Genomic DNA, 25,257 nt, shown 5'->3' with positions numbered 1-25,257 from the left:
AGAAAGTATATGACTCATCCTGCACAATTTATTAATGGTCAATGGTCACAAGGCCAAGGCACAGAATTTAATTCAGTAAATCCTGCAAATAACGACGTTATTTGGCAGGCATCATCAGCAACTGCGGCGCAAGTAGACACTGCAGTAAATGCAGCGCGCGAAGCGTTTTATGTATGGGCTGATAAAAGCTTTACTGAGCGTTTAGAAATAATTAAAGCATTCGCAGCGCAATTAAAAGAAAACAGCGAAGAGCTCGCTATTACTATCGCACAAGAAACAGGTAAGCCACTGTGGGAAACTCGCACAGAAGCGGGTGCTATGGTTGGTAAAATTGCCATTTCTGAAAAAGCATTTTTAGAGCGCACTGGCGACGTAGAAAACGCAATGCCACTTGGGCGTGCGATGATTCGTCATAAGCCACATGGGGTTGTAGCCGTATTTGGTCCGTATAACTTTCCGGGCCACTTACCTAATGGCCACATTGTGCCAGCGCTTTTAGCAGGTAACACGGTTGTATTTAAACCGTCTGAACTGACTCCTAAAGTTGCCGAGCTTACGCTTAAACTGTGGGAAAAAGCAGGCTTACCAGCCGGTGTAATCAACCTCGTTCAAGGTGAAGTAGAAACGGGTAAAGCCCTTGCTGCTCACAAAGGGATTGATGGCTTGTTCTTTACGGGCTCTTCGCGTACTGGTCATATTTTACATGAACAGTTTGCGGGTCAACCGGGTAAAATTTTAGCGCTAGAAATGGGTGGTAATAACCCACTTATTATTACTGACGTTGAAGACACTAAAGCGGTTGTTCACGATATTATTCAATCAGCGTTTATCTCAAGCGGCCAGCGTTGTACATGTGCACGTAAATTGTTTTTACCTAAAGGTAGCAAAGGCGATGCAATTTTAGAGCGCCTTATCACTGCAACTAAAGCGATTAAAGTAGGTAACTACGATGATGCAGACCAGCCATTTATGGGCTCTATGATCTCATCAGCGGCAGCAGCGGGCATGGTTAAAGCGCAAAACGAGCTTGTTGAGCTTGGCGCTCAAGTATTAGTAGAGCTTGAGCACACAGCCAATACCGGTTTTGTAACACCAGGTATTATTGAGTGTACAAATATTAGTGACTTCCCAGATGAAGAACATTTTGGACCACTTTTAAAAGTATTCCGCTTTGACGACTTTGACCAAGCCATTGATAAAGCAAACGATACAACCTTTGGTTTATCGGCTGGTTTATTGAGTGATAGTGCAGCAGATTACGACCATTTTTTACGTCGTATTCGCGCTGGTATTGTTAACTGGAACCGCCCAATTACTGGCGCATCAAGCGCAGCACCGTTTGGTGGTATTGGCGCATCGGGCAATCACAGAGCAAGCGCGTATTACGCAGCTGATTACTGTGCATACCCAGTTGCTTCAGTAGAGCTTGAAAAAGTAGCGATGCCAGGAACACTAAGCCCAGGCTTAAAAATAGATTAAGTAGTAATACTACTTAATTATTATAAAAGCAGCTTCGGCTGCTTTTTTTGTATTGCTATCGTACAAGGCTAGTAATTATCGACTCTTTCTGCTTAAATCAGCATAATTAAATATATTTAGGTGGTTCGCATAATGGTTTTAGATAGGCAAGGGTACGATGATTTGATCATGTATCTAACTCAAAATTTAGCATTGTTTGAGAAGCCAGGCGAAATAAAACCAGGCGCTCCAACAGTAATGGAATTAATCGAAGACGTTATTGCACAAAATGTGATGCTTATTTGCGAGCAGCACACAGACCTCAACACAGAGCAGCGTAGTCAAATTGTACGTGAAGTTGATGGCATAGTTTACGATTTAGAAGAAGTCCTCAGCAGCATCACCTCACAGCCTGTCACGGTTGAACAGCATGCCTTTATAGATGAATTTGCAGGTTTAGTAAAAAACCTCTTTGATAGCGCATTAGCACAACAATCTTAGCCATTTTATAGCCCTGCGTTGCATTTTCATTTGCAACTACGGCTAAGTTGCTTACAATCAAGAAAATATTTTTTTGAGATATAACAATGCAAGCAAATGTAAAATGGGTTGAAGGCGATACGTTTATTGGCCGTTCTAATTCTAACCACAATGTTGTGTTTGATGGCGGCAGCGATAGCGCAGCACCAAGCCCAATGGAAATGGTTTTAATGTCAGTTGGCTGTTGCTCATCAGTTGATGTGGTTAGTATTTTAAAAAAAGCTAAACAAGATTTTTCAGACGTACAAGTGCAACTCAGTGCAGAACGCGCCGAAACAGCACCGCGCGTGTTTACGAAAATCAACTTACACTTTGTTGTTAAAGGTAATAATGTGTCTGAAAAGCACCTTGCACGTGCAGTTTCACTCTCTGCTGAAAAGTATTGCTCGGTTGCATTAATGCTTGATAAAACAGTAGAAATTACGCATAGCCACGAAGTTGTGCAAGATCAAGCAAAATAACGCTTTTTCCACGAGGAAAATTCGTATAAAATCCGCGAACTTTTCATTCTGCAGGTGCAGAACCCACTAATTTATAGGTTGGTTTATTATGAACAAACCCTTCGATAAACTTAAACTTCATGGCTTTAACAATTTAACCAAAAGTTTAAGCTTTAGTATTTATGATATTTGTTACGCAAAGACCGAGCAACAACGTAAAGAATATATTGAATATATCGATGAGCAGTACAGTGCAGATAGACTAACCGATATTTTAGGTGAAGTTGTTGATATTATTGGTGCTAACATTTTAAATGTAGCGCGCCAAGATTATGAACCGCAAGGCGCAAGTGTAACTATTTTGGTTTCAGAAGAACCAGTAGAAGAGCAGCAAAATTACGATGCTGACGAAGCACCAGGCCCATTACCTGATTCAGTTGTTGCACACCTAGATAAAAGCCATATTTGTGTACACACATACCCAGAAGCTCACCCTGATGATGGTATTTGTACATTCCGTGCTGATATTGAAGTATCTACCTGTGGCATTATTTCGCCACTTAAAGCGTTAAACTTCTTAATTCATAGCCTTGAGTCAGACGTAGTAACAATAGACTACCGCGTTCGTGGTTTTACCCGCGACATAAACGGTGTTAAGCACTACATTGATCATGCTATTAGCTCGATTCAAAACTTCATGACAGAAGATACCAAAGAAGCGTACCAAATGATGGACGTGAACGTGTATCAAGAAAACCTGTTCCATACTAAAATGATGTTAAAAGAAACCGACTTAAATACCTATTTATTCGGCCTTTCTACTGATGAGTTATCGGACGAAGAAGAAGACGAAATTCGCTCTAAGCTGACTCGCGAAATGCAAGAAATATTCTATGGCCGTAACCTGCCAGATACAGAATAATAGCAACGAATTAAATTAAAAATGGCGCTCAGTGAGCGCCATTTTTTTGCTTTATTTTATAAGCAATAATTGTGTTTGTCGGCCATTTAAATACCAGACACCGCTTTTATCAAAAATAGCATCTTCCTCTAGCATTATTCTTATTTCTTTATTCCACGGCTTTATAAACACCGCATTGTTAAGCTCAATTGAGTAAGCCGTATTTAAATGTAGCGGATAGTCCCCATCTCCCGGTACACCTTGCTGAGAATCCCACATACCTAATGTAGTACCAGCAGCATGACCATGAAAGCCAAGAGGATGAGTATAAATAGTGGGTTTTAATCCCTGAGCAATAGCGGCTTTTCGTGCTGCAGCTAAAACTTCATTACCGGTTTTTCCTACCGCAAATTGATTGGTAAATATATCTTGGAGTTTATTACCGCTTTTTAGTGCTTCAACTAAGTAACTAGGCGCACTCGTTTCGTTTTCTTTGAGCACATACGCATGCTGCTGCGTGTCGGTATTTAAACGTAAATAAGTAATACCAAAATCGACATGAAGTAAATCACCGGCTTGTATAACGTTATCATCGTAGCCATTAGTGAAGCTTTCTTCATGATTAAACGACTTCGCATCGGCGCGTTGAATAGCAACGCTTGGATGAAACCATGTTTGTAGTTTTAGCTCTTTTACGCGCTCTCTAAACCACCATACCAAGTCATCGCTAGTTGTTTTACCCACCGTAATTGTTTTACCCGAAAACCCCTCTGCAATAATATGATGAGCAATAGCCACAATATGTTTATACATTTCAACTTCTTCAGGAATGCGTTGCTCTAACCACGCAACACCAAGCGGCTCTGCAGAAATTATTTTATTGTGATAAGTGGCAGGTAAGTTAGCCATTAAGGTTTTGTAATCGCCTAGCACAAGGCCATCGGCATGTGCCCAGTCGGTAGAAGTATTAAGCGCAATGTTGCGAGGTTTGTATTGCTCAATAAGCGTATTGAGTGCCTGCCACTGGCTAGGTTGTGTTTGCTTATCCCAGCCTTTTTTAAATACATTACCTATTTTATAAGGCGCAATAGCGTAAGCATCAACCGCACCTTGTTTATTAAGTGCAAATAGCAAAATAGTGGTGCGTCTGGCTGAAAGCCATGTTGCAGGCAGCATTGTTTTTAATATTGGATCTTCATTGTATTCGCGGCTTATAAGAAGCCACATATCAGTATTGTGCTGCTTCATTAACGAGGGCATTAAGCTATTGATTCTAAGCTCAGTTATTTTATCTATAAACGCTGCGCGCTCTTTCATTGATAGAATTGTTGGAGATTCTGAAGCTTGAACAAAAGGGTTTACAAATAGTGTTGCGAGCAAACATGCGCTTATTAGTAATAATTTATTGTATTGCATAGTTGGGCTATTTTTAGGCTAATTTGTACTTAACATGCCAGAACCCACACTATAAAAAAATAATTTGAGACAAAGCGTACAAACAAAAAAGCCCAGCTAATTAAATTAGCTGGGCTTTTGAATATATAGCGTATTAATTAATCATGCTGTAAATAAGTGCAAATACAGCAAGTGAGCCAACCGCTAATATAAATAGCGTGCTTAAACGGTTGCGGTATTTATGAAGTGCAGGCACTTTATAAACTGCGATCATTGGCATGATGAATAAAATCATTGCGATGATAGGGCCCGATAACTGATCCATCATGTCTAAAATACTTGGGTTTTTAACAGCGCAAAACCAAATAGCTAAAAACATAATTAGCACACCAATTTTATCGGCCGCTTTTGCGCTTAAGCTTGTTTGCTTAGTTACTAAACCCGTAAAGCTTTCACGCGCTCCTAAAAAGTGACCCAAAAACGACGATGTAATAGCAATAAAGGCAACAAGCGGCCCAAGTGTGGCAATAAACGAGTTATCAGTAATATTAGCAAGGTAGGATAAAACCGATACGTTAGCTGCTTTAGCCGCTGCCATTTGCTCGCCTGTAAGCGACAGCACGCAAGAGAACACAAATAACAGCACAAAGGTAATAAGTAGTAAGCTAGTGCGCTTTAAAATCGCCTCAGACTTATGTGTAGCTTGTTCACCGTAGTGACCGCGTTGCACATTTACAAAGCTTGAGATAGCCGCTGCGTGGCTAAACGAAAACACAATAATAGGAATCGATAACCACAACGTTTTTCCAAAGCTGCCCATTTCAGGCATTGTCATATCTGGCATTTGCCAGCTTGGGATTAAATAAAGTGATAAAAAGAACAATATACCCACAAGCGGATAAACTAAAATAGCAAAGGCACGCAGCATTAAGCGCTCGCCGCCCATCATTAAGCTAATCATACCTGCAACTAATACACCCGAAAGCAACACGCGAGAAGGTGATTCCATCCCCATTTGATTAACCATAAAGCTATCAACGGTATTAGTTAAGCCCACACCGTAAATAAGCAAAATTGGGAATATAGATAAAAAGTATAATAAAGAAATTAACCGCCCCGCAGTCACACCAAAGTGCTCTTCAACTACATCGGTAAAATCGGCATCTTTATTTTTTGATGAAAGTACAAAACGCGCTAATCCACGGTGTGCACAAAAGGTCATTGGAAATGCTAAGCATGCCAAAATAATTAACGGCCAAAAACCGCCAATACCAATGTTAATAGGTAAAAATAAAATACCCGCACCAACGGCGGTACCAAAAAGGCTTAAAGTCCACTGCGTATCGTGCAGATTCCATTTAGAAGTGGGTGTGTTTGAAGGTGTGTGTGCACCTGTTGTTGATGCATTTGAAAGCGTTGCATCTTGAGATGTTGTCATGTGTGTGTTTATCCATTATTTAAATAATAATCGCGCGCAAGAATATAGTTTTTAGCTAAAAATTTCATGTTTTGAGAGGATTTGTAGACTAATTAATTAGACCAAATTGAAGGGTAAGTGTCATGAATACGAAACAGCGGTGTAAAAGTGAGCAAACCCTAAGCGGCAGCACCACATTATAATTTTAAAGTAGGTTGGTTAGAGCGCAGCGAAACCCAACACGCTATAGTGTCACGCGAGCAGCAAAGCCGAGGTAGGCGGTTTTCATAACGTAAAAATAGGGACTGGTCATTTTTATTGGTTTGCATTTAAAAATCAAAGTCTGCTCCCAAAAGCTGTTAAGTAGAAGCCATTGATCTGAACTTCATAAGAGATTTTTATTAAACTCCGTTATACTTCCTGCAATTGAATATGCCAAACGAAGTAAATAGGCCACTAACTGTAATGAGCAAAGAGATTCTCTTCCATACTACTTTTGCGCACGAAACCAGTAAAACATGGGTTGTATTTGTCCATGGAGCAGGTGGTAGTTCGGCAATTTGGTTTCGTCAGCTTAAAGCCTATAAAAAAGAATATAATGTGTTGTTGCTAGATCTTCGTGGTCACGGTAAATCGAATAACTTAGTACAAAACTTTGTTGATAATAATTATTCATTTAATAATGTCTCTAGAGACATTATCGATGTGTTAGATCATAACAATATCACCAGCGCACACTTTGTTGGTATTTCATTGGGCACAATACTCATTCGAAATATTGCTGAAATTGCGCCGCAATATGTTTCTAGCATGGTGCTAGGTGGAGCGGTTACTCGTTTTAATACCCGCAGTAATACATTGGTTTATTTAGGCAATACTTTTAAACACTTCTTGCCTTATATGTGGCTGTATCGCTTATTTGCTTTTATTATGATGCCGAAAAAGCGTCATAAAGAATCTCGACTTTTGTTTGTTCGTGAAGCAAAACGCTTGTGCCAAAAAGAGTTTATAAAATGGTTTAAATTAGCCATGGACGTAAATCCTTTAATGCAATACTTCAAAGAAAAAGACATTGATATTCCCATTCTTTACATTATGGGTAAGGAAGATCATATGTTCCTTGGCCCTGTTAAAGAAATGGTTAAGCGTCATAAAAATAGCGTACTGCAAACTATTCACCATTGCGGCCATGTCTGTAATGTAGAGCGCCCTGACTTATTCAATCAGCACTCGCTTGCTTTTATCGCCCAGCAAAATCGTTAAGGGTTGTAGAAGGAATAGGTTCGGTACATTCTTTTTTGATTTTCGCCCTAAACTCAAAACATGTGCAAAACAAACTATTTCAGTAGTGAAGCTATAGAAAAAAATTTTAGAAAACATACTAACGCCTCTAATGCTGAGGCGGTATTTCTCGCATAGGAGTGCATTTTGGAAAAGTTATATACAGCTCTATTGGTTGCGGCTGCAACGGGAATATTCTTTTTGGCATATAACAACCCTAAAGGTTATAGCTACTTGATGGAGAAGCTTGCTGAATTTTTCCCCCAGATGTGGCTGATAATTATATGCTTTTCTGGTGGTATTCATTTTACTTTCTGGGAACTAGAAATTCCTTATGAAGATAATAATCTTTACTCTTATGTGATTCCAAATTTTGCATATATCTGGGGGACGACGGCTTTATTACTAATTTTTTATTTATTATTAATTTCAATAGGTAAACTTCTAAAAGAATTAAAAGTTAAAGGCGATGATTGAACTATAAAAACGATGAAGGTTTATGGTTGAAGTTATTCTATAATAAGTACAACTACTTATAGTATTTATAGCTATCACTTGTCTTGCTGACAACTGATAGCTAACAGCTCGTAACTCTTAGCCCTTACTCTTCTATCGCACTTACAATAAAATACGGATTCAAGTACTCGTCTTTGGTGTTATAAATAAGCGGGCTGCCGTCAAGCTTAGTGACTTTAGCACCAGCTATTTCGGCGATGGCATGGCCTGCTCCTGTATCCCATTCACAGGTTGGGCCTAAGCGGGGGTAAATATCAGCACTGCCTTCGGCGACTAAACACAGTTTTAGTGAGCTGCCTTTTGACACCATTTCAACCTCGTCAAAGCGTTTTACAAACTCGGCTAAATCGGGTGATGGGTGAGAGCGGCTGCCTACAACTCGAATTAACCCTTTGTTAGGTTTGGTAGTTACCTTAAGCTCAATTCGCTCATCGCCTTTATCTTTAAATGCGCCAATGGCTTCGGCGGCTAAGTACGATACGCCAAGGGCAGGTGCATCAACTACGGCCAAAATAGGAATGCCGTTTTTAATTAGGGCGATGTTTACGGTAAATTCACCGTTCTTTTTAATAAATTCTTTAGTGCCGTCGATTGGATCAACTAACCAGTAGCTTTTCCACGTTTGGCGTACATCCCAGCTTATGTCGGCGTTTTCTTCACTAAGTATTGGAATATCAGGTGTGAGCTGTTGAAGCCCTGCCACAATCAGTTTATGAGCTGCTAAATCGGCGTCGGTTACGGGGCTTTCATCGGCTTTGTACTCAACGTTAAAATCCTTTTCGTAAATTCCCATTATCGCTTGGCCTGCTTTGCGGGCAAGGATGAGGGTTTCTTCTAGCAGTTCGGTTTGATTCATGGGGTTAACCTATATTATGTGCTTTTGTTTTAGATACGTTATCAGTTGTGTAACCGATTGGTCTAGGGTGTTTTTACTTGTATCTAAAATTATTTCTGGATTGTTTGGCACTTCGTAGCTTGAATCGATACCAGTGAAGTGTTTTATCTCTCCAGCGCGGGCTTTTTTGTATAAGCCTTTTGGATCGCGGCTTTCGCATACATCCAGTGGGGTATCGATAAAGACTTCGATAAATTCGCCTTCGTCTACTAAGTTACGCACCATGTCGCGTTCTGCTCTAAAAGGCGATATAAACGCAGTAAGTACTAACAAGCCAGCGTCGGTCATTAGTTTTGCGGTTTCGCCTACGCGGCGTATGTTTTCAATGCGGTCTTCGTCGCTAAAGCCTAGATCTTTACACAAACCGTGGCGTACGTTGTCGCCATCGAGCAGGTAAGTGTGCGTACCTTGCTGATTAAGCGCCGCTTCTAGTGCGTTTGCTACGGTGCTTTTGCCAGAGCCTGAAAAGCCGGTAAACCATAAAATAGCGGGCTTATGTTTTTTTTGCTCACTACGCTGTGCTTTTGTCGTTGCGTAGTTATGCCAAACTATATTTTCATCCATAGTGAGAGTCTCTTATGCTGTAAGCGCAGGTATTAAAACGGAAATACCAGCGGGATCAGGGTTAATACCGTGATTGAATAAATAATTGAAAGGGGTAAGCCCATCACTATGTAATCTTTTAAGCGATAGTTACCCGCGCTATAAACCATTAGGTTAGTTTGATACCCAAATGGCGATATAAAGCTGGCTGATGCGCCAAAGGCAACCGCCATAATAAACGGTAGTGGGTCTACATTAAAACCAACCGCGAGCGAGTAAGCAACAGGGAACGACAAGGCAGCTGCTGCGTTGTTAGTTATAAGCTCGGTAAATAATACGGTCATTAAAAATATAGCTATAAACGCGCCGTACGGGCCAAAGTCGCCAAGTACCATAAACATGGCGTCGGATATTTGCCCGGCAAGTCCGGTGCCTATCATTAATTTAGCAAGGCCAATGGCGCTACCTACAACTACGAGTAACTCGATAGGAAAACGGCGTTTTACTTCGTTAAGTTTTATGGTGCCGCTGAGCATTAAGCCAATCAGTAATACTAATAAGCCTTTAACCAGCGGCACTATGCCAATAATGCTTAAACCCAGTACTGCGGCAAAGCTTAGTAGCACAATATTTGATTGCTTAGGTGCAAGGTGGGCTTGTAAGTCAAACCCTGAAATATACACAAATTCGCGCTTTAAATTAGGCAAAGTGTAAAAGTTTTTGCCTGGTGCGAGTATAAGTGAGTCGCCAGCTTGTAATTGCACTTGCCCAAGGCCGCCCTGTAAGCGGTCGTGTCCACGGCGAATAGCAATAACAGCAGCATGAAATTGCTCTCTAAAGCGGGCTTCTTTTACGGTTTTGCCAATAAATTTTGAAGATTGACTTACGACTACTTCTACTAAGTGTTCTATGTCTTTTTGATGATTCTCGTGCACTACTTTTAAACCGTCAAAACGGGTAAGTAATGGCACCGATTTTATGTCACCTACAAACAGCAGCACGTCGTCTTTTTGAATAATTTGCTGTGGAGTGACTGCGCAAATGCGGCTCCCGTCGCGAATGATTTCAGCAAGGAATAAGTCTTTTAAATCACGCAGGCCGTTTTCTTCTACGGTTTGGCCTATTAATTTTGAGTTTGCTTGTACTTTACCTTCTAGGTAAAAAGGCACGACTTCTTGGTCGCTTTTACCGTTGTCGGGTAAGTATTTAAGCATTACTAAAATAGTAATTAGGCCTACGCTTAGCGCGCCCAAACCCACTAAGGTAAAGTCAAAAAAGCCCAGCGGTTCCATGCCCGCATCTACTGCAAAGCCATTGACGATTAAGTTGGTTGATGTACCAATAAGCGTAATAGTGCCGCCCAAAATAGCAGTGTACGACAGCGGTAATAATAGCTTTGAAGGGGAGTGATTAGGGTTGTCTTTTATCGCGGTAATAAGCGATGCAACAACGGCGGTATTGTTAGTGAATGACGATAAAAAGGCGGTTGATAACCCCAATTTTGTTACCGATTTTACTAAACTACCTTTAGATAGCGATTGCGCTAACTTTTGAATTAGGGTGGTTTTTTCTATTGCGGTCGACACTAACACCAATAGTACTAAAGTGATAAGCGACGGGTTAGCGTAGTTAACTAACATACTTTCAAGATCGATTAGCCCTGCTAAGTAGCTGGTGCCAATAGCGCTTACAAATAACCATGCTGGATTAATACGGGTGCCAAAAAGGCACCCGACTAAGATAAGCATAATGCCTGTTAAAACGAGCTGTTCTACCATGCTTTTAAATTCCTAACAGGCTAAAGTTAACTTATAACTTAGAAATATCAAGCGCTTGCCAATGCGGGAAGTGCTTGCGTACTAAGCTGTTAAATTCAACTTCAAATTCGCTAAAGTTACTTTGCTTTGTTTGGCTTTGCAGTACTTGCTCAATCATACCGGCAGCAACTGTTAAGTTTGATAAGCGATCGATTAGGATAAACGAGCCTGTTTCGTGATTGCTGTGGTACTCGTCTGCCAAAATAGTTTCGGTTAGTTCAAGCGTTACAATCGCAATTTCGTTTAACTGTAATGAGTCGCTAGTGCCGTGCTCAAGCGTGTTTACATCAATTGTGTAGTCAATCTTTTTAACAATAGTTGAGGTGTTTTTGCTGCCTAGTTTTAGGTTATAGCTTTTACCTAATACTAATGGCGATTCATGCATCCACACAATTTTAGCTTGCAGCTGGTTAGTAACAGCGGCCGTTGAATTTGCAGGTACGATTACATCCCCTCGGCTAATATCAATTTCGTTATTTAGGGTAACGGTAATTGCTTGGCCTGCTTCGGCGCTGTCTAGGTTGCCATCAAAGGTAACAATTTCTTTAATGCTTGATGTTTTACCCGACGGTAATACTTTTATAGCATCGCCTACGTGTATCTTGCCCGATGTAAGTGTGCCCTGAAAACCACGGAAGTTTAAGTTAGGACGCACGACATATTGCACCGGTAGGCGCGCTTCAAAGCCTGTATCTGTTTCGGCTGCTGGCGAATCTTCTAGTAATTCAAGTAGCGGCTTGTCGGTGTAATACGGTGTATGTGCAGAGCGTGTTACTACGTTGTCGCCTTTAAGCGCCGACATAGGCACAAACTTAATGTTTGATACGTTAAGTTGCTCAGCAAATTTAAGGTAATCAGCCTTAATTTTTTCATACACGGTTTCGTCAAAATCAACGATATCCATTTTATTAACGGCAACAACAAACTGTTTAATGCCCAGCGAGTCACAAATAAAGCTATGGCGCTTAGTTTGTACTTGTACGCCGTAACGCGCATCAACCAAAATAATGGCGACATCGCTTGTTGATACACCGGTTACCATGTTGCGCGTGTATTGCTCGTGCCCAGGCGTGTCGGCAATAATAAATTTACGCTTAGCCGTTGAAAAGTAACGGTACGCTACGTCAATGGTAATACCTTGTTCACGCTCAGCTTGTAGGCCATCAACTAATAAAGCAAGGTCAAGATCTTCACCTGCGTTACCTACTTTTTCGTTATCTTTATGAAGGGCTGCTAGCTGATCTTCATAAATTTGGTGGCTGTCGTGCAGTAGGCGCCCAATCAATGTTGATTTACCGTCATCTACGCTGCCACAAGTAAGCATGCGTAATAAGCTTTTGTCTTGTTGGCGTGCTAGGTAGGCGTCTATGCCTATTTCTTTTACTTCGTTAAATGTATCGTTATTTTGGCTAGACATTAAAAATACCCCTCACGTTTTTTCTTCTCCATTGAGCCGGCTGAATCATGGTCAATAACACGACCTTCACGTTCAGATGACGTAGATAGCAGCATTTCTTCGATGATTTCGGTTAAAGTACTGGCTGTTGACTCAACTGCACCGGTAAGTGGGTAGCAGCCTAATGTACGAAAACGTACAGATTTCATTTGCGGTACTTCACCTTCATTAAGAGGCATACGTTCATCGTCAACCATAATTAAAGTACCGTCGCGCTCAACTACTGGGCGATCTTTAGCTAGGTACAATGGCACCATTTCGATGTTTTCTTGGTAAATGTATTGCCAAATATCAAGCTCAGTCCAGTTAGATAATGGGAAAACACGAATGCTCTCACCCGGATTAACTTGGCTGTTGTAGGTATTCCAAAGCTCTGGGCGTTGGTTTTTAGGGTCCCAACGGTGGTGTTTGTCGCGGAACGAATAAACACGCTCTTTTGCGCGTGACTTTTCTTCGTCGCGGCGTGCGCCACCAAATGCAGCATCAAAGCCATATTTATCAAGCGCTTGTTTTAAGCCTTGGGTTTTCATTATGTCGGTATGTTTACCCGAGCCATGCGTAAACGGGCCTACACCCATTTCAATACCTTCTGGATTTTTGTGTACCAGTAGGTCAAAGCCGTATTCTTTAGCTATACGGTCGCGAAACTCAATCATTTCACGAAACTTCCAGTTGGTGTCTACGTGTAATAACGGAAACGGAATTTTTGCAGGGTAAAATGCTTTACGCGCTAAGTGCAAAAGTACCGACGAATCTTTACCAATAGAGTAAAGCATTACTGGGTTCTCAAACTCAGCGGCGACTTCGCGCATGATTTTGATACTTTCAGCTTCAAGTTGCTGAAGGTGAGTTAAAGCCATTGTTAGTCGTCCTACTAAAATGATTAAAAGTTACAAATTTAAAATTCGGTTATGTATTTGATACATCTGTTAGCGGCTGTGCAAAGCTGCTTGTTTGCTCGTTTTTCCCAAACCACGCTAGTTGCGAGTGCAGGGCGGCTACTTCACCAATAATGAGTAGCGCAGGCGATATAATGCTGTTGCGTTCAATTAAGTCGGCAAGTTCGCCTAATTGGCCTGTTACTACACGCTGATTTTTACGTGTACCGTTTTCGATAATGGCAACAGGGGTGTCGGCTTTGCGGCCATGTTTTAAAAGCTCGCCTTGTATGTGCGGCGATTTAATTACGCCCATGTAAATAGCCAGCGTTTGATTTGCTTTTGCCAGCGATTGCCAATCAAGTTCTTGACCGTCTTTTTTACAGTGGCCAGTTACAAATTGAATGGCTTGTGCATGGTCACGATGCGTAAGCGGAATACCCGCATACGCACTACAACCTGCAGCGGCTGTAATACCTGGTACAATTTGATAATTTACGTTGTTAGCAGCTAGTACTTGTACTTCTTCGCCACCACGGCCATAAATAAACGGATCGCCACCTTTAATGCGGCACACTTTTTTGCCTTGTTTAGCAAGGTCGACCAGCATTTGGTTGGTATCTTCTTGAACAACACTATGATCGCCTAAGCGTTTGCCTACACAAATAAGGTCAGCATCGCGGCGCACTAGTTCCATAATTTCGTCAGAGACTAAAAAGTCATAAACGACGACGTCGGCTTGTTGCATAAGTTGCAGTGCTTTAAGTGTTAAAAGCTCTGGATCGCCAGGACCTGCACCTACTACATATACTTCGCCTTCAGGTTCTGCTTTTGCATCTAGCATTTGCTCTAGTTGCTGCTGTGCGGCTTGGGTATCGCCGGTTTGTACTTTACTCACAACAGATGAGTCGAACACGCCTTCCCAAAATTGGCGGCGGTCTGAAAAATGCTTAAAGCGTTTTTTTACTTTGTCTCTAAAGCCACCGACAAGTGTTGCAAGTGGGCCAATATGATGTGGAATAAGAGTTTCGAGCTTTTCGCGTAAGCGACGTGCAAGTACGGGCGCTGTGCCAGCACTTGATATAGCAATCGTAATTGGGTCACGGTCAACAATGGATGGGAATATAAACGTACATTTAGGCTGGTCATCAACCACGTTTACAAACACATTGCGGGCATTGGCAAGTTCAAATACGTTGTTGTTTACTTCATCGCGGTCGGTTGCTGCAATAACAAGCATTTTGCCATCAAGGTGCGATTCATCAAAATAAGCATCAATAAGCGTTACTTCATTATTATGTGCATGCTCTTTTAGTTCGTCGCAAAACCAAGGTGCTACTAAAGTAACGCTTGCTCTCGCTTTTAAAAACGCGCGACATTTGCGTAATGCGACCTCTCCACCGCCAACAACCAATACTGGTTTGTTGTCGAGTTTGGTAAAGATAGGTAAATACTGCACGTTAATAAGACCCCTAAACAAATTCAAATATAAGAAAACGCTTTATTCTGATAAGCAGAATATAGCGGCTATCAATAAGTAAAAAATAATTAAAACCAAGTTGATATAACCAAAAGTTATAATAGGTGGGCTTTTTAGGCCTAAGAGCTAGTTAACAAGGGATTGCGCCGAGTTACAAGTAAAATAACCAGCTTATAGTGTTTGGTTATGAGCTATAGCGAGTTTGGTTTAATTTGTTAATATGGAGGCATATCAAATTTTGTACTTATACCAATTGCATTAAATTAGTGATCTATTATAGCGACGAGAAAATAGCTCAATAACAAGGCTAAAATTATGATACATAGTTGTTCTATATAAATAGTTTTTAACCTAGTTAGTGCGTTATTTAATACGCTAAATGATCATGTTTTTAATAAAATTGGTATTACATAAGCAACGGAGCTCTAATGACACAACACCAAAAAGATGCCGCATTAGCAGTCGCACTGATGGATTTAACAAGCTTAAACACCAGCGATACCACCAAAAGCATTCAAGCACTTGTTGATAGCATAAATCCTACCTTAGGTACGCCTGCCGCAGTATGTATTTATAGCGATTTTGTTGATGATGCAAAAATAGCACTCGCAGCGCGTGAGCTTAACCACGTAAAAGTCGCAACAGTCACTAACTTTCCAACGGGTGATGCTCCACTGAGTGATGTAATTAACGAAACACTCATTGCTATAGAGCGCGGCGCAGACGAAATTGATTTGGTTATTCCTTATAAAAAACTAATAGCGGGCGATGCTCAAACTGTACTTAGCTATGTAAGCGAAAGTAAAAAAGCGTGTGGGTCGCGCGCGCAACTTAAAGTAATAATAGAAAGCGGCGAGCTAAAAACCGACGCGCTTATTACTCAAGCCACGGAGCTTGCAATTGAAGGCGGTGCTGATTTTGTAAAAACCAGTACGGGTAAAGTGGCTGTAAATGCCACGCTTGAATCAACAAAAATTATGCTAACAGCCATTAAAAACTCAAACAAACGTGTGGGCTTTAAAGCGGCCGGCGGTGTTAAAACTGTTGCCGATGCTAGTGATTATTTAGCACTAGCACGCGCAATAATGGGTGATGATTATTTGCAAGCAAATACATTTAGGTTTGGTGCTTCAAGCTTGTTAAGTGACGTTTATACAATATTAAAAAGTAATTAAAGGAAAGATGATGAGAGCAAGAAACTCCGGGACACAAACATTGTTTAATAACCTATTTAAAGGTGCATTGGTTGTAGGAGTCGTTGGTTTTGGATTAACTGCATGTACTAACCCAAGCACACCCGCAGGTGAAGAAGGCTATGTATTCGAAAAGCCGCGTGTATTTGGTGAAGGTGGTTATCAAGGAACAATGAAGGGCCCATCTAATTACGGTATGTCGTTACTGCGAAATGAAGTGGTAAACATCGATATGCGACCTAATACATATACCGAGACATTTAGAATTTTAGCGAATGATGATTTAAGTATTAAATTTGATTTTCATGCTGTTATTGCTATTGAAAGTGGCTCAGTTAAAACCGTAGTCGAGCAGTACGGTGCCGAAAATTGGTATAAACGTTTTGTACGTGAAACATTTAGAACATATGTACGTGACACGGTGCAAAAATACGATAGTGGTGAACTTAAAACAAATCGTGAAAAAATAGCTAAAGAGGTCACTCTGCGTTTGCAAAATTACCTCACTACAACGCCATTTAAGCTTGCAAGTGTTGTAGTAGGCAACATCAATTACCCTGATATTGTTGCTAATGCAGTTGAGAAAAAGTTAGCAGCTCAGCAGTTATTATCGGAAAAAGAAACACAAAAAGAGATTGCCAAAAAAGACGCTGAAATTAGGGTAGAAGAAGCCAAAGGTATTGCTCAGGCGCAAAAAATTATTAATGCAACGCTAACAGCTAATTATATTCAGCATGAAGCCATAAGTGCACAAATAAAAATGGCATCGTCACCTAACCACACAACAGTGTATATACCGGTTGGAAACAATGGTGTGCCGATTGTTAAAGGTGCGAATTAAGTCTTTTATTATTTAAGTACTTAATTGTTTATAGCGATTTTGCATTGTGGGTACCTTTTAGACTTGTGTAAATGATTTGCGTAAGTATAATAGGCATCCACTTTGCAGGGGCGTAGTTCCAATTGGTAGAACAGCGGTCTCCAAAACCGATGGTTGGGAGTTCGAATCTCTCCGCCCCTGCCAGTTTTACTTGTTATTTGAGTAGTCTGAGATTAAAAACCGGTTTAAGTTAAGTCTGTTTTTAAGTTTAGATTTTAATGGATTAACCCTGCCGTAGTGTAGGGTTGTTGTGTCTGTAGTTAAGGTAATAATATTATGAGCACGAATGTAGAAACACCATCAAGTGCGATGGAGTCAGTAAAGTGGTTAGTAGCAATCGCGCTACTTGCAGGCGCAGTTGTTGGTAATCACATGTATGCAGATCAATCTGTATTACTACGTGCTATTGGCGTTGTTGTTGCAATAGCGGCCGGATTAGCAATTGCCTCGCAAACATTTAAGGGACGTAACTTTCTTGCTTTCGCTAAAGAAGCTCGAATTGAAGTACGCAAAGTTATTTGGCCAACGCGCCAAGAAACTACCCACACGACATTAATTGTAATGGTTGCAACAGTGATTATGGCACTTATCCTTTGGGGATTAGATGGCATTTTATTCCGCGCTGTAGGCTTTTTAACTGGATTGGAGATCTGATCCCATGTCGGATGAGAACGAGAACAAAGAAATTAAGTTACGTTGGTATGTAGTACAGGCCTTTTCTGGTTACGAAAAGCGTGTAGCTCAAACGTTAATTGAACATATTAAAATCGAAGGTCTAGAATCGAGCTTTGGTGAGATATTAGTACCAACTGAAGAAGTTGTTGAGATGCGCGCTGGCCAAAAGCGTAAATCTGAGCGTAAATTCTTCCCAGGTTATGTATTAGTACAAATGGATATGAATGACGCAAGCTGGCACTTAGTGAACAGCACAGAACGCGTTATGGGCTTTATTGGTGGTACGTCTGATCGTCCTGCTCCTATCAGCCCTAAAGAAGCTGAGCGCATTCTTAATCGCCTACAAGAAAATGCTGAAGCACCTAAACCTGCTACATTATTTGAACCAGGTGAAGTTGTACGCGTTACAGATGGTCCATTTGCAGATTTCAGTGGTGTAGTTGAAGAAGTTGACTATGAAAAGAGCCGCGTAAAAGTATCTGTACTTATTTTTGGTCGTTCTACGCCAGTTGAGCTTGAATTCGGTCAAGTTGAGCAAGATAAGTAATTGATTAAAAAAGCTTCGCTAATTTTTATTTAAATTTTGGCATGAAGCTTGAAAAAGGCCGCTGATTAACTTATAATCAGCGGCCTTTTTGTATTAAGGTAAAATTTATTTTTTACTGTGCAAAAAGTACGAAACCAATTTTTAAACTGGGAAGCCGTTAGAGTACGCGTCCTCGCGCGCACAAGGCTGAGACCCACCAAATGAGGTATTTATAATGGCTAAAAAAGTTGAAGCTCTAATCAAGCTACAAGTTGCCGCTGGTATGGCTAATCCTAGTCCTCCAGTAGGTCCTGCACTAGGTCAACACGGTGTAAACATCATGGAATTCTGTAAAGCGTTTAACGCACGTACAGAGTCTATCGAAAAAGGCGCTCCAGTTCCTGTAGTGATCTCTGTTTACGGTGACCGTTCATTTACGTTCGACATGAAAACGCCACCTGCTGCTTACTTACTTAAGAAAGCTGCTGGTATCAAGTCAGGCTCAGGCCGTCCTAACACTGATAAAGTAGGCACAGTAACTCGTGCTCAACTTGAAGAAATTGTTGAGACAAAACGAACTGACCTTACAGCTGCCGATATGGACGCAGCGGTTCGCACTATCGCAGGTTCTGCGCGTGCGATGGGCTTGAACGTAGAGGACTAAGAAATGGCTAAATTAACTAAACGTATGCGTACTATCCGCGAAAAAGTGGAAGTAACTAAAGATTACGAAATCAATGAAGCAGTTGCTCTTTTAAAAGAGTTAGCGACAGCTAAATTCGTAGAAAGTGTTGACGTTGCCGTTAACCTTGGTATCGATGCTCGTAAATCTGATCAAAACGTTCGTGGTGCTACTGTACTACCTAACGGTACTGGTCGTGACGTTCGTGTTGCTGTATTCACACAAGGCGCTAATGCAGAAGCTGCAAAAGAAGCCGGTGCTGAATTAGTAGGTATGGAAGATCTTGCTGAACTAGTTAAAAAAGGCGAGATGAACTTTGACGTTGTTGTTGCATCACCAGACGCTATGCGTGTTGTTGGTCAACTAGGTCAAATCTTAGGCCCACGTGGTCTAATGCCAAACCCTAAAACTGGTACTGTAACGCCTAACGTTGCAGAAGCAGTTAAAAATGCTAAAGCAGGTCAAGTACGTTACCGTAATGACAAAAATGGCATCATCCATACTACTATTGGTAAGGTTGATTTCACTGCAGAGCAGTTACAACAAAACCTTGAAGCTCTAATTGTTGCGCTTAAGAAGGCTAAACCTTCTCAAGCTAAAGGTGTTTACTTGAAGAAAGTAACTATCTCTACAACAATGGGCGCAGGTGTTTCTGTTGACCAAAACACTTTAAGCACTATTGTTGCTTAATTGAGTGTTTACATGGCGTGAAATTTGTACTATAATTTCGCGCCATTTTGTTGATTAATTTATTAATTTGCAAAGTAAAGAATTCGGGTTGAAGTCCATAATTTCGTTAAGCCTTTGGGGTTAACGATAAATTGGGCTTCCGTCCAAGACCGTAGGTGGCTTCGGCCTTAATATTCACCTACGTAGACGGTGTAGACCCCAGATAGATTTTTCCTAATCCTTCTGGCTCTCGCCGTAAAAAGCATCTCTACCTTGTTTGGTAGGGAAGAGTAGAACAGGGGAATCCGATAATCGGTACCCCCATTAAACCAGGAGTAACACCCATGGCTTTAAATCTTCAAGGCAAAAAAGCAATAGTTGCTGAAGTCAACGAAGCAGCCAATGGTGCTCTATCTGCAGTTGTTGCAGATTCTCGTGGTGTAACAGTTGGCGCAATCACTGCCCTTCGTAAAGAAGCTCGTGCAAATGGTGTTTGGATGAAAGTTGTCCGTAACACTTTAGCAAAACGTGCTCTTGAAGGAACAGATTTTGAGTGTCTTTCTGATTCATTTGTTGGTCCAAGCTTAATCGCTTTCTCATCAGAGCACCCAGGTGCTGCTGCGCGTATCTTTTCAGATTTCGCGAAAAAGAATGAGAAATTCGAGCTTAAAACGGCCGCTTTTGAAGGAAATGTTGTTGATGCAGCAATGCTTGCTACATTACCTACATACGATGAAGCTGTTGCACGCTTAATGAGTGCTATGAAAGAAGCGTCTGCTGGCAAATTGTGTAAAACAATTGAAGCAGTACGTGTACAGAAAGAAGAGCAAGCTGCTTAATTTTAAGCTGTTTAATCTCACTTTCGGTGTAAAATTTATTTGGACTTAATGTCCGTTAATTATTAGGAAATTTGTAATGTCTGTATCTAAAGACCAAATCCTTGACGCAATTGCTGAAATGTCAGTAATGGACGTTGTTGCTCTTATCGAAGCAATGGAAGAAAAATTCGGCGTAACTGCTGCAGCTGCAATGGTAGCTGGTCCAGCTGCTGAAGCTGCTGAAGAGAAAACAGAATTTGACGTAATCCTTACTGGCGCTGGCGCTAACAAGGTTTCTGCAATCAAAGCTGTTCGTAGCGCAACTGGCCTTGGCCTTAAAGAAGCGAAAGCTCTTGTTGAAGCTGCTCCTACACCTGTTAAAGAAGGTGTATCTAAAGAAGAAGCTGAAGCACTTGCAAAAGATCTTACTGAAGCTGGTGCTGAAGTTGAGGTTAAGTAATTTAGCTTTTGCTAAGTTCGCTGCCTGAGAAATCAGGCAAGGGCTGGTGATTATTTAATCACCGGCCTTTTTGCGCTATAGAGTGATGCACTCTTTTAGTTCAAATAAAATCTGATTTTTTCTTTACTTTCAACGCTTTATAGTTTGCTAGTGTTAAAGTGGGATCTAATTAGAACAACAGTTAAATGTTGTAAAATCTTGGCATAGCTGCCAGTTAAGTCTGTTCTTACAAGAACAGGTCGGGTCAAAGATCAGCAAGCTGAGGAACCCCATGGCTTACTCTTATTCTGAAAAGAAACGTATCCGTAAGGATTTTGGTAAACGTCCACAAGTTTTGGATATACCTTTTTTACTGTCTACACAGTTAGAATCGTTTAAAAAATTCTTAGTGCCGGACGCTGATGGCGATCATGGTTTGGAAGCTGCCTTCCGTTCTGTGTTCCCTATTAAAAGCTACTCGGGAAATTCTGAGCTTCAATACGTAAGTTACCGTATTGGTGAGCCAGTTTTCGATGTAAAAGAATGTCAAATTCGCGGTGTGACTTATTCTGCTCCACTTCGCGTGAAACTGCGTCTTGTTGTTATGGACAAAGAAGCACCAGGCACAGTTAAAGACATTAAAGAGCAAGAAGTTTACATGGGCGAAATTCCGCTCATGACAGATACCGGTACTTTTGTAATCAATGGTACAGAGCGTGTTATCGTTTCTCAGCTACACCGTAGCCCTGGTGTATTCTTTGATAACGACCGCGGTAAAACCCATTCATCGGGTAAAGTATTATATAACGCACGCGTTATACCTTACCGTGGTTCATGGTTAGACTTCGAATTTGATGCAAAAGATAACTTATATGTACGTATTGACCGCCGTCGTAAATTACCGGCGTCTATCATCCTACGTGCACTAGAGTATTCTAGCGAAGAAATCCTAGATATGTTCTTCGATAACACTACGTTTGAAGTAACGAATGGTAAAGTTCTTATGGAACTTGTACCTTCGCGTTTACGTGGTGAAACTGCCGCTTTTGATATCAAGAGCGAAGACGGTGAAGTATTTGTTGAAAGCGGTCGTCGTGTTACGGCTCGCCACATCAAGAGCATCGAGAAGAAAGGCATTAAGCAATTAGAAGTACCACATGAGTACATCATTGGCCGTATTGTAGCTAAAAACTATGTTGATGAGTCAACTGGTGAAGTTATTGCAAATGCAAATGACGAGCTAACTCTAGAGCTAATGGCTGAATTGGTTAAAGCCGGTCACACTAAAATTGATACGTTATATATCAATGAAGTGGACAGCGGTGCTTACATGTCAAATACATTGAACATTGACTCTTCAAGCAGCCGTTTAGAAGCACTAGTAGAAATTTACCGCATGATGCGCCCAGGCGAGCCACCGACGAAAGACGCGGCTGAAGCCTTATTCCAGAACTTGTTCTTCTCTGAAGAGCGTTATGACTTATCTACTGTAGGTCGTATGAAGTTCAATAGCCGTGTTGGTTACGATACAGACACAGGCCCAGGCACATTAAGCAAAGAAGACATCGTGTCTGTTATGAAAGTATTAATTGCTATTCGTAACGGTCAAGGCGATGTTGATGATATCGATCACTTAGGCAACCGTCGTATACGTAGTGTTGGCGAAATGGCTGAGAACCAATTCCGTGTTGGTCTAGTACGTGTTGAACGTGCTGTACGTGAGCGTTTAAGCTTAGGTGACCTTGACGCGATAATGCCACAAGATCTTATTAACGCTAAGCCTATTTCGGCAGCGGTTAAAGAGTTCTTCGGCTCGTCTCAGTTATCACAGTTTATGGACCAAAATAACCCACTATCAGAAGTTACGCATAAACGTCGTATCTCTGCATTAGGTCCGGGCGGTCTAACTCGTGAACGCGCAGGCTTTGAAGTACGTGACGTTCACGTAACTCACTATGGTCGCGTATGTCCAATCGAGACTCCTGAGGGTCCAAACATCGGTCTAATTAACTCGTTGTCTACGTACGCACGTACGAATGACTACGGTTTCTTAGAAACACCTTACCGCAAAGTGGTAGATGGTGTTGTAACTGATGAAGTTGATTACTTATCAGCCATTGAAGAAGGTCAGTTTGTTATCGCACAGGCGAACTCAAACTTAACTGAAACCAATGAGTTTGTTGATGAACTTATTCCATGTCGTCACAAAGGTGAATCTACCTTTATGGGTCGCATGGACCAGCAGTATATGGATGTATCACCACAACAGGTGATCTCTGTAGCGGCAGCACTTATCCCGTTCCTAGAACACGATGATGCTAACCGTGCATTGATGGGTTCAAACATGCAACGTCAAGCAGTACCAACATTGAAAGCGGATAAACCGTTAGTAGGTACTGGTATTGAGTTAACACTAGCGAAAGACTCTGGTGTAACTATCGTTGCTAAACGTGGTGGTGAAGTAATGTATGCTGACGCAAGTCGCATCGTTGTAAATGTACATGAAGAAGAACGCATCCCTGGTGAAGCGGGCATCGACATCTACAACTTAACCAAATACACACGTTCTAACCAAAATAAATGTATTAACCAAAAACCAACTTGTATGGTTGGCGAACCGGTTACTCGTGGTGACGTGTTAGCAGATGGTCCTTCGACTGACTTAGGTGACTTAGCCCTTGGTCAAAACCTTCGCGTGGCATTCATGCCATGGAACGGTTACAACTTCGAAGATTCAATCTTGTTATCAGAGCGCGTAGTTGAAGAAGATCGTCTAACGACTATCCATATTCAAGAACTACAGTGTGTTGCCCGTGATACTAAATTAGGTCCTGAAGAGATCACTGCAGATATCCCGAATGTGGGTGAATCTGCGCTAGGCAAGCTTGATGAATCAGGCGTTGTATATATTGGTGCTGAAGTTAAAGGCGGCGATATCCTAGTAGGTAAAGTGACTCCTAAAGGCGAGACACAGCTTACACCTGAAGAGAAGCTACTTCGTGCTATCTTCGGCGAAAAAGCGTCTGACGTTAAAGACAGCTCTTTACGCGTACCAAACTCTGTAACTGGTACTGTAATTGACGTGCAAGTTTTCACCCGTGATGGTGTTGAAAAAGATAAACGTGCGTTAGAAGTTGAAGATATGCAGCTTCGCGAAGCGAAGAAAGACTTCAACGAAGAGTTCCGTATTTTAGAAGCAGGCGTTTTAGACCGTGCACGCAAGCTACTTATAGCTGCTGGTTTTGATGAAGATAAACTTGCATCTCTTAATGCTGAAAAAGTACTTACGCAAAGCCTTGCTGAAGAAGACAAGCAAGCTGAGCTTGAGCAACTAGCTGCACAGTACGATGAGCTTAAAGCTGAATACGATAAAAAGTTTGAAAACAAACGTCGTAAAATTACCCAAGGTGATGATTTAGCACCAGGCGTACTTAAGATTGTTAAAGTATACCTAGCTGTTAAACGTCGTATCCAACCGGGTGATAAAATGGCGGGTCGTCACGGTAACAAAGGTGTTATCTCGACTATCGTACCAGTAGAAGATATGCCTTACGATGACAAAGGTCGTACGGTAGATATCGTATTGAATCCACTAGGTGTACCATCGCGTATGAACATCGGTCAGATCCTTGAAACACATATGGGTCTTGCTGCACGTGGTATCGGTGAACGTATTGAAGAGATGATGAAAGAACAACGTGAGCTTCATGAGCTACGTGAATTCATCAAGCAAGCTTACGAAATTGGTGAATCTCGCCAAGTTGTAGACATTGCTAGCTTCACTGATGACGAAATTCGTCGTCTAGCTGAAAACTTAAAAGGTGGTTTACCAATAGCTACTCCTGCATTTGATGGCGCGAAAGAAAGCGAAATCAAAGACATGCTTGAGCTTGGTGGATATCCTCGAAGTGGTCAGGTTACACTTTATGATGGCCGTACTGGCGATCAGTTTGAACGTCAAGTAACTGTTGGTTACATGTACATGCTTAAACTTAACCACTTGGTTGACGATAAGATGCACGCACGTTCTACTGGTTCTTACAGCCTTGTTACTCAGCAGCCGCTGGGTGGTAAAGCACAGTTCGGTGGCCAGCGTTTTGGTGAGATGGAAGTATGGGCACTTGAAGCTTACGGTGCTGCTTACACTCTACAAGAAATGCTAACAGTGAAATCGGATGACGTGAACGGTCGTACTAAGATGTATAAAAACATCGTTGATGGTAACCATAAAATGGAACCAGGTATGCCAGAATCGTTCAACGTATTGTTGAAAGAAATCCGCTCACTGGGTATCAACATCGAGTTGGAAGAAAATTAAGCCAATTAGATGCTGCAGTTAACGCTGCAGCATCTGTTAC

23 protein-coding genes and 1 tRNA gene are annotated in these 25,257 nt (G+C 41.4%); 16 read left to right on the top strand and 8 right to left on the bottom strand.

Annotated elements, in window-relative coordinates:
- The first annotated feature begins 9 nt into the window (after positions 1-9).
- The 4 genes from astD (at position 10) to speD (ending at position 3,360) form a co-directional block, all read left to right on the top strand.
- On the top strand, positions 10-1,479 hold the full coding sequence (gene astD, locus QT16_RS12580) for a succinylglutamate-semialdehyde dehydrogenase (protein WP_002958861.1): 1,470 nt from the start codon (positions 10-12) through the stop codon (positions 1,477-1,479).
- Positions 1,480-1,611: 132 nt separating this feature from the next.
- Positions 1,612-1,959, top strand: coding sequence for a DUF3802 family protein (locus QT16_RS12575; RefSeq protein ID WP_002958862.1), 348 nt, complete (start codon positions 1,612-1,614; stop codon positions 1,957-1,959).
- An 86-nt stretch (positions 1,960-2,045) separates the two neighbouring features.
- Positions 2,046-2,459 (top strand): OsmC family protein, encoded by a 414-nt coding sequence (locus QT16_RS12570; protein ID WP_002958863.1) that lies wholly within the window; start codon positions 2,046-2,048, stop codon positions 2,457-2,459.
- Between the two features lie 88 nt (positions 2,460-2,547).
- Positions 2,548-3,360, top strand: coding sequence for an adenosylmethionine decarboxylase (gene speD / locus QT16_RS12565; RefSeq protein WP_024597058.1), 813 nt, complete (start codon positions 2,548-2,550; stop codon positions 3,358-3,360).
- A 51-nt stretch (positions 3,361-3,411) separates the two neighbouring features.
- Here speD and QT16_RS12560 read toward each other — a convergent pair whose 3' ends face one another.
- Both QT16_RS12560 and QT16_RS12555 read right to left on the bottom strand, forming a co-directional pair.
- Positions 3,412-4,755 carry a M24 family metallopeptidase gene (locus QT16_RS12560; RefSeq protein WP_039488584.1) on the bottom strand — a complete coding sequence of 448 codons (1,344 nt, stop codon included), beginning with the start codon at positions 4,753-4,755 and terminating at the stop codon, positions 3,412-3,414.
- Positions 4,756-4,888: 133 nt separating this feature from the next.
- Positions 4,889-6,172 (bottom strand): aromatic amino acid transport family protein, encoded by a 1,284-nt coding sequence (locus QT16_RS12555; RefSeq protein WP_039488583.1) that lies wholly within the window; start codon positions 6,170-6,172, stop codon positions 4,889-4,891.
- Positions 6,173-6,616: 444 nt separating this feature from the next.
- Between QT16_RS12555 and QT16_RS12550 the strand changes: the two genes are divergently transcribed.
- Positions 6,617-7,414: an alpha/beta fold hydrolase gene (locus QT16_RS12550; protein ID WP_024597059.1), complete on the top strand. Its 798-nt coding sequence runs from the start codon at positions 6,617-6,619 to the stop codon at positions 7,412-7,414.
- A 165-nt stretch (positions 7,415-7,579) separates the two neighbouring features.
- Entirely contained in the window at positions 7,580-7,909 is a 330-nt protein-coding gene (locus QT16_RS12545) for a hypothetical protein (protein ID WP_039488582.1), read from the top strand.
- 124 nt (positions 7,910-8,033) lie between these two features.
- On the opposite strand, the gene cysQ is transcribed toward QT16_RS12545, so the two are convergent.
- From cysQ to cysG, 6 genes are read right to left on the bottom strand one after another with little or no spacing between them, the layout of a single operon-like run.
- A complete protein-coding gene (gene cysQ, locus QT16_RS12540; RefSeq protein ID WP_024589584.1) occupies positions 8,034-8,804 on the bottom strand; it encodes a 3'(2'),5'-bisphosphate nucleotidase CysQ in 771 nt (256 codons plus the stop codon).
- A 9-nt stretch (positions 8,805-8,813) separates the two neighbouring features.
- Positions 8,814-9,407 carry an adenylyl-sulfate kinase gene (gene cysC, locus QT16_RS12535; RefSeq protein WP_002958870.1) on the bottom strand — a complete coding sequence of 198 codons (594 nt, stop codon included), beginning with the start codon at positions 9,405-9,407 and terminating at the stop codon, positions 8,814-8,816.
- Positions 9,408-9,439: 32 nt separating this feature from the next.
- Entirely contained in the window at positions 9,440-11,164 is a 1,725-nt protein-coding gene (locus QT16_RS12530) for an SLC13 family permease (protein WP_039488581.1), read from the bottom strand.
- 31 nt (positions 11,165-11,195) lie between these two features.
- Entirely contained in the window at positions 11,196-12,620 is a 1,425-nt protein-coding gene (cysN, locus tag QT16_RS12525; RefSeq protein ID WP_039488580.1) for a sulfate adenylyltransferase subunit CysN, read from the bottom strand.
- Positions 12,620-13,519, bottom strand: coding sequence for a sulfate adenylyltransferase subunit CysD (gene cysD / locus QT16_RS12520; protein ID WP_002958873.1), 900 nt, complete (start codon positions 13,517-13,519; stop codon positions 12,620-12,622). Before cysD ends, cysN begins: the two co-directional genes overlap by 1 nt.
- Positions 13,520-13,568: 49 nt before the next feature.
- Complete coding sequence (cysG, locus tag QT16_RS12515; RefSeq protein WP_002958874.1) at positions 13,569-14,996, bottom strand: siroheme synthase CysG; 1,428 nt, start codon at positions 14,994-14,996, stop codon at positions 13,569-13,571.
- Between the two features lie 449 nt (positions 14,997-15,445).
- On the opposite strand from cysG, the gene deoC reads away from it, so the two are divergent.
- The 10 genes from deoC (at position 15,446) to rpoB (ending at position 25,217) form a co-directional block, all read left to right on the top strand.
- Positions 15,446-16,192, top strand: coding sequence for a deoxyribose-phosphate aldolase (gene deoC, locus QT16_RS12510; RefSeq protein ID WP_039488579.1), 747 nt, complete (start codon positions 15,446-15,448; stop codon positions 16,190-16,192).
- 10 nt (positions 16,193-16,202) lie between these two features.
- Positions 16,203-17,051, top strand: a complete 849-nt coding sequence (locus QT16_RS12505) for an SPFH domain-containing protein (protein ID WP_039488578.1) — start codon at positions 16,203-16,205, stop codon at positions 17,049-17,051.
- Positions 17,052-17,157: 106 nt separating this feature from the next.
- Positions 17,158-17,234, top strand: a tRNA-Trp gene (locus QT16_RS12500).
- Positions 17,235-17,366: 132 nt separating this feature from the next.
- Entirely contained in the window at positions 17,367-17,744 is a 378-nt protein-coding gene (gene secE, locus QT16_RS12495; protein WP_002958877.1) for a preprotein translocase subunit SecE, read from the top strand.
- Between the two features lie 4 nt (positions 17,745-17,748).
- A complete protein-coding gene (gene nusG, locus QT16_RS12490; RefSeq protein WP_002958878.1) occupies positions 17,749-18,312 on the top strand; it encodes a transcription termination/antitermination protein NusG in 564 nt (187 codons plus the stop codon).
- A 214-nt stretch (positions 18,313-18,526) separates the two neighbouring features.
- Positions 18,527-18,955, top strand: a complete 429-nt coding sequence (gene rplK, locus QT16_RS12485; RefSeq protein ID WP_002958879.1) for a 50S ribosomal protein L11 — start codon at positions 18,527-18,529, stop codon at positions 18,953-18,955.
- Positions 18,956-18,958: 3 nt separating this feature from the next.
- Positions 18,959-19,663 (top strand): 50S ribosomal protein L1, encoded by a 705-nt coding sequence (gene rplA / locus QT16_RS12480; RefSeq protein WP_002958880.1) that lies wholly within the window; start codon positions 18,959-18,961, stop codon positions 19,661-19,663.
- Between the two features lie 323 nt (positions 19,664-19,986).
- On the top strand, positions 19,987-20,481 hold the full coding sequence (gene rplJ, locus QT16_RS12475; RefSeq protein ID WP_002958881.1) for a 50S ribosomal protein L10: 495 nt from the start codon (positions 19,987-19,989) through the stop codon (positions 20,479-20,481).
- A 76-nt stretch (positions 20,482-20,557) separates the two neighbouring features.
- Positions 20,558-20,920: a 50S ribosomal protein L7/L12 gene (gene rplL, locus QT16_RS12470; protein WP_002958882.1), complete on the top strand. Its 363-nt coding sequence runs from the start codon at positions 20,558-20,560 to the stop codon at positions 20,918-20,920.
- 271 nt (positions 20,921-21,191) lie between these two features.
- Positions 21,192-25,217, top strand: coding sequence for a DNA-directed RNA polymerase subunit beta (rpoB, locus tag QT16_RS12465; protein ID WP_039488577.1), 4,026 nt, complete (start codon positions 21,192-21,194; stop codon positions 25,215-25,217).
- Positions 25,218-25,257: the final 40 nt, after the last annotated feature.

It is taken from the genome of Pseudoalteromonas distincta (genome assembly GCF_000814675.1).
GTDB lineage: Bacteria > Pseudomonadota > Gammaproteobacteria > Enterobacterales > Alteromonadaceae > Pseudoalteromonas > Pseudoalteromonas distincta.
This window is presented reverse-complemented; position numbering and strand designations above follow the sequence as displayed.

Coding starts and splice junctions, on each gene's coding strand:
- astD (WP_002958861.1), top strand. CDS start 10: ATGACTCATCCTGCACAATTTATTAATGGTCAATGGTCACAAGGCCAA.
- QT16_RS12575 (WP_002958862.1), top strand. CDS start 1,612: ATGGTTTTAGATAGGCAAGGGTACGATGATTTGATCATGTATCTAACT.
- QT16_RS12570 (WP_002958863.1), top strand. CDS start 2,046: ATGCAAGCAAATGTAAAATGGGTTGAAGGCGATACGTTTATTGGCCGT.
- speD (WP_024597058.1), top strand. CDS start 2,548: ATGAACAAACCCTTCGATAAACTTAAACTTCATGGCTTTAACAATTTA.
- QT16_RS12560 (WP_039488584.1), bottom strand. CDS start 4,755: ATGCAATACAATAAATTATTACTAATAAGCGCATGTTTGCTCGCAACA.
- QT16_RS12555 (WP_039488583.1), bottom strand. CDS start 6,172: ATGACAACATCTCAAGATGCAACGCTTTCAAATGCATCAACAACAGGT.
- QT16_RS12550 (WP_024597059.1), top strand. CDS start 6,617: ATGAGCAAAGAGATTCTCTTCCATACTACTTTTGCGCACGAAACCAGT.
- cysQ (WP_024589584.1), bottom strand. CDS start 8,804: ATGAATCAAACCGAACTGCTAGAAGAAACCCTCATCCTTGCCCGCAAA.
- cysC (WP_002958870.1), bottom strand. CDS start 9,407: ATGGATGAAAATATAGTTTGGCATAACTACGCAACGACAAAAGCACAG.
- QT16_RS12530 (WP_039488581.1), bottom strand. CDS start 11,164: ATGGTAGAACAGCTCGTTTTAACAGGCATTATGCTTATCTTAGTCGGG.
- cysN (WP_039488580.1), bottom strand. CDS start 12,620: ATGTCTAGCCAAAATAACGATACATTTAACGAAGTAAAAGAAATAGGC.
- cysD (WP_002958873.1), bottom strand. CDS start 13,519: ATGGCTTTAACTCACCTTCAGCAACTTGAAGCTGAAAGTATCAAAATC.
- deoC (WP_039488579.1), top strand. CDS start 15,446: ATGACACAACACCAAAAAGATGCCGCATTAGCAGTCGCACTGATGGAT.
- QT16_RS12505 (WP_039488578.1), top strand. CDS start 16,203: ATGAGAGCAAGAAACTCCGGGACACAAACATTGTTTAATAACCTATTT.
- secE (WP_002958877.1), top strand. CDS start 17,367: ATGAGCACGAATGTAGAAACACCATCAAGTGCGATGGAGTCAGTAAAG.
- nusG (WP_002958878.1), top strand. CDS start 17,749: ATGTCGGATGAGAACGAGAACAAAGAAATTAAGTTACGTTGGTATGTA.
- rplK (WP_002958879.1), top strand. CDS start 18,527: ATGGCTAAAAAAGTTGAAGCTCTAATCAAGCTACAAGTTGCCGCTGGT.
- rplA (WP_002958880.1), top strand. CDS start 18,959: ATGGCTAAATTAACTAAACGTATGCGTACTATCCGCGAAAAAGTGGAA.
- rplJ (WP_002958881.1), top strand. CDS start 19,987: ATGGCTTTAAATCTTCAAGGCAAAAAAGCAATAGTTGCTGAAGTCAAC.
- rplL (WP_002958882.1), top strand. CDS start 20,558: ATGTCTGTATCTAAAGACCAAATCCTTGACGCAATTGCTGAAATGTCA.
- rpoB (WP_039488577.1), top strand. CDS start 21,192: ATGGCTTACTCTTATTCTGAAAAGAAACGTATCCGTAAGGATTTTGGT.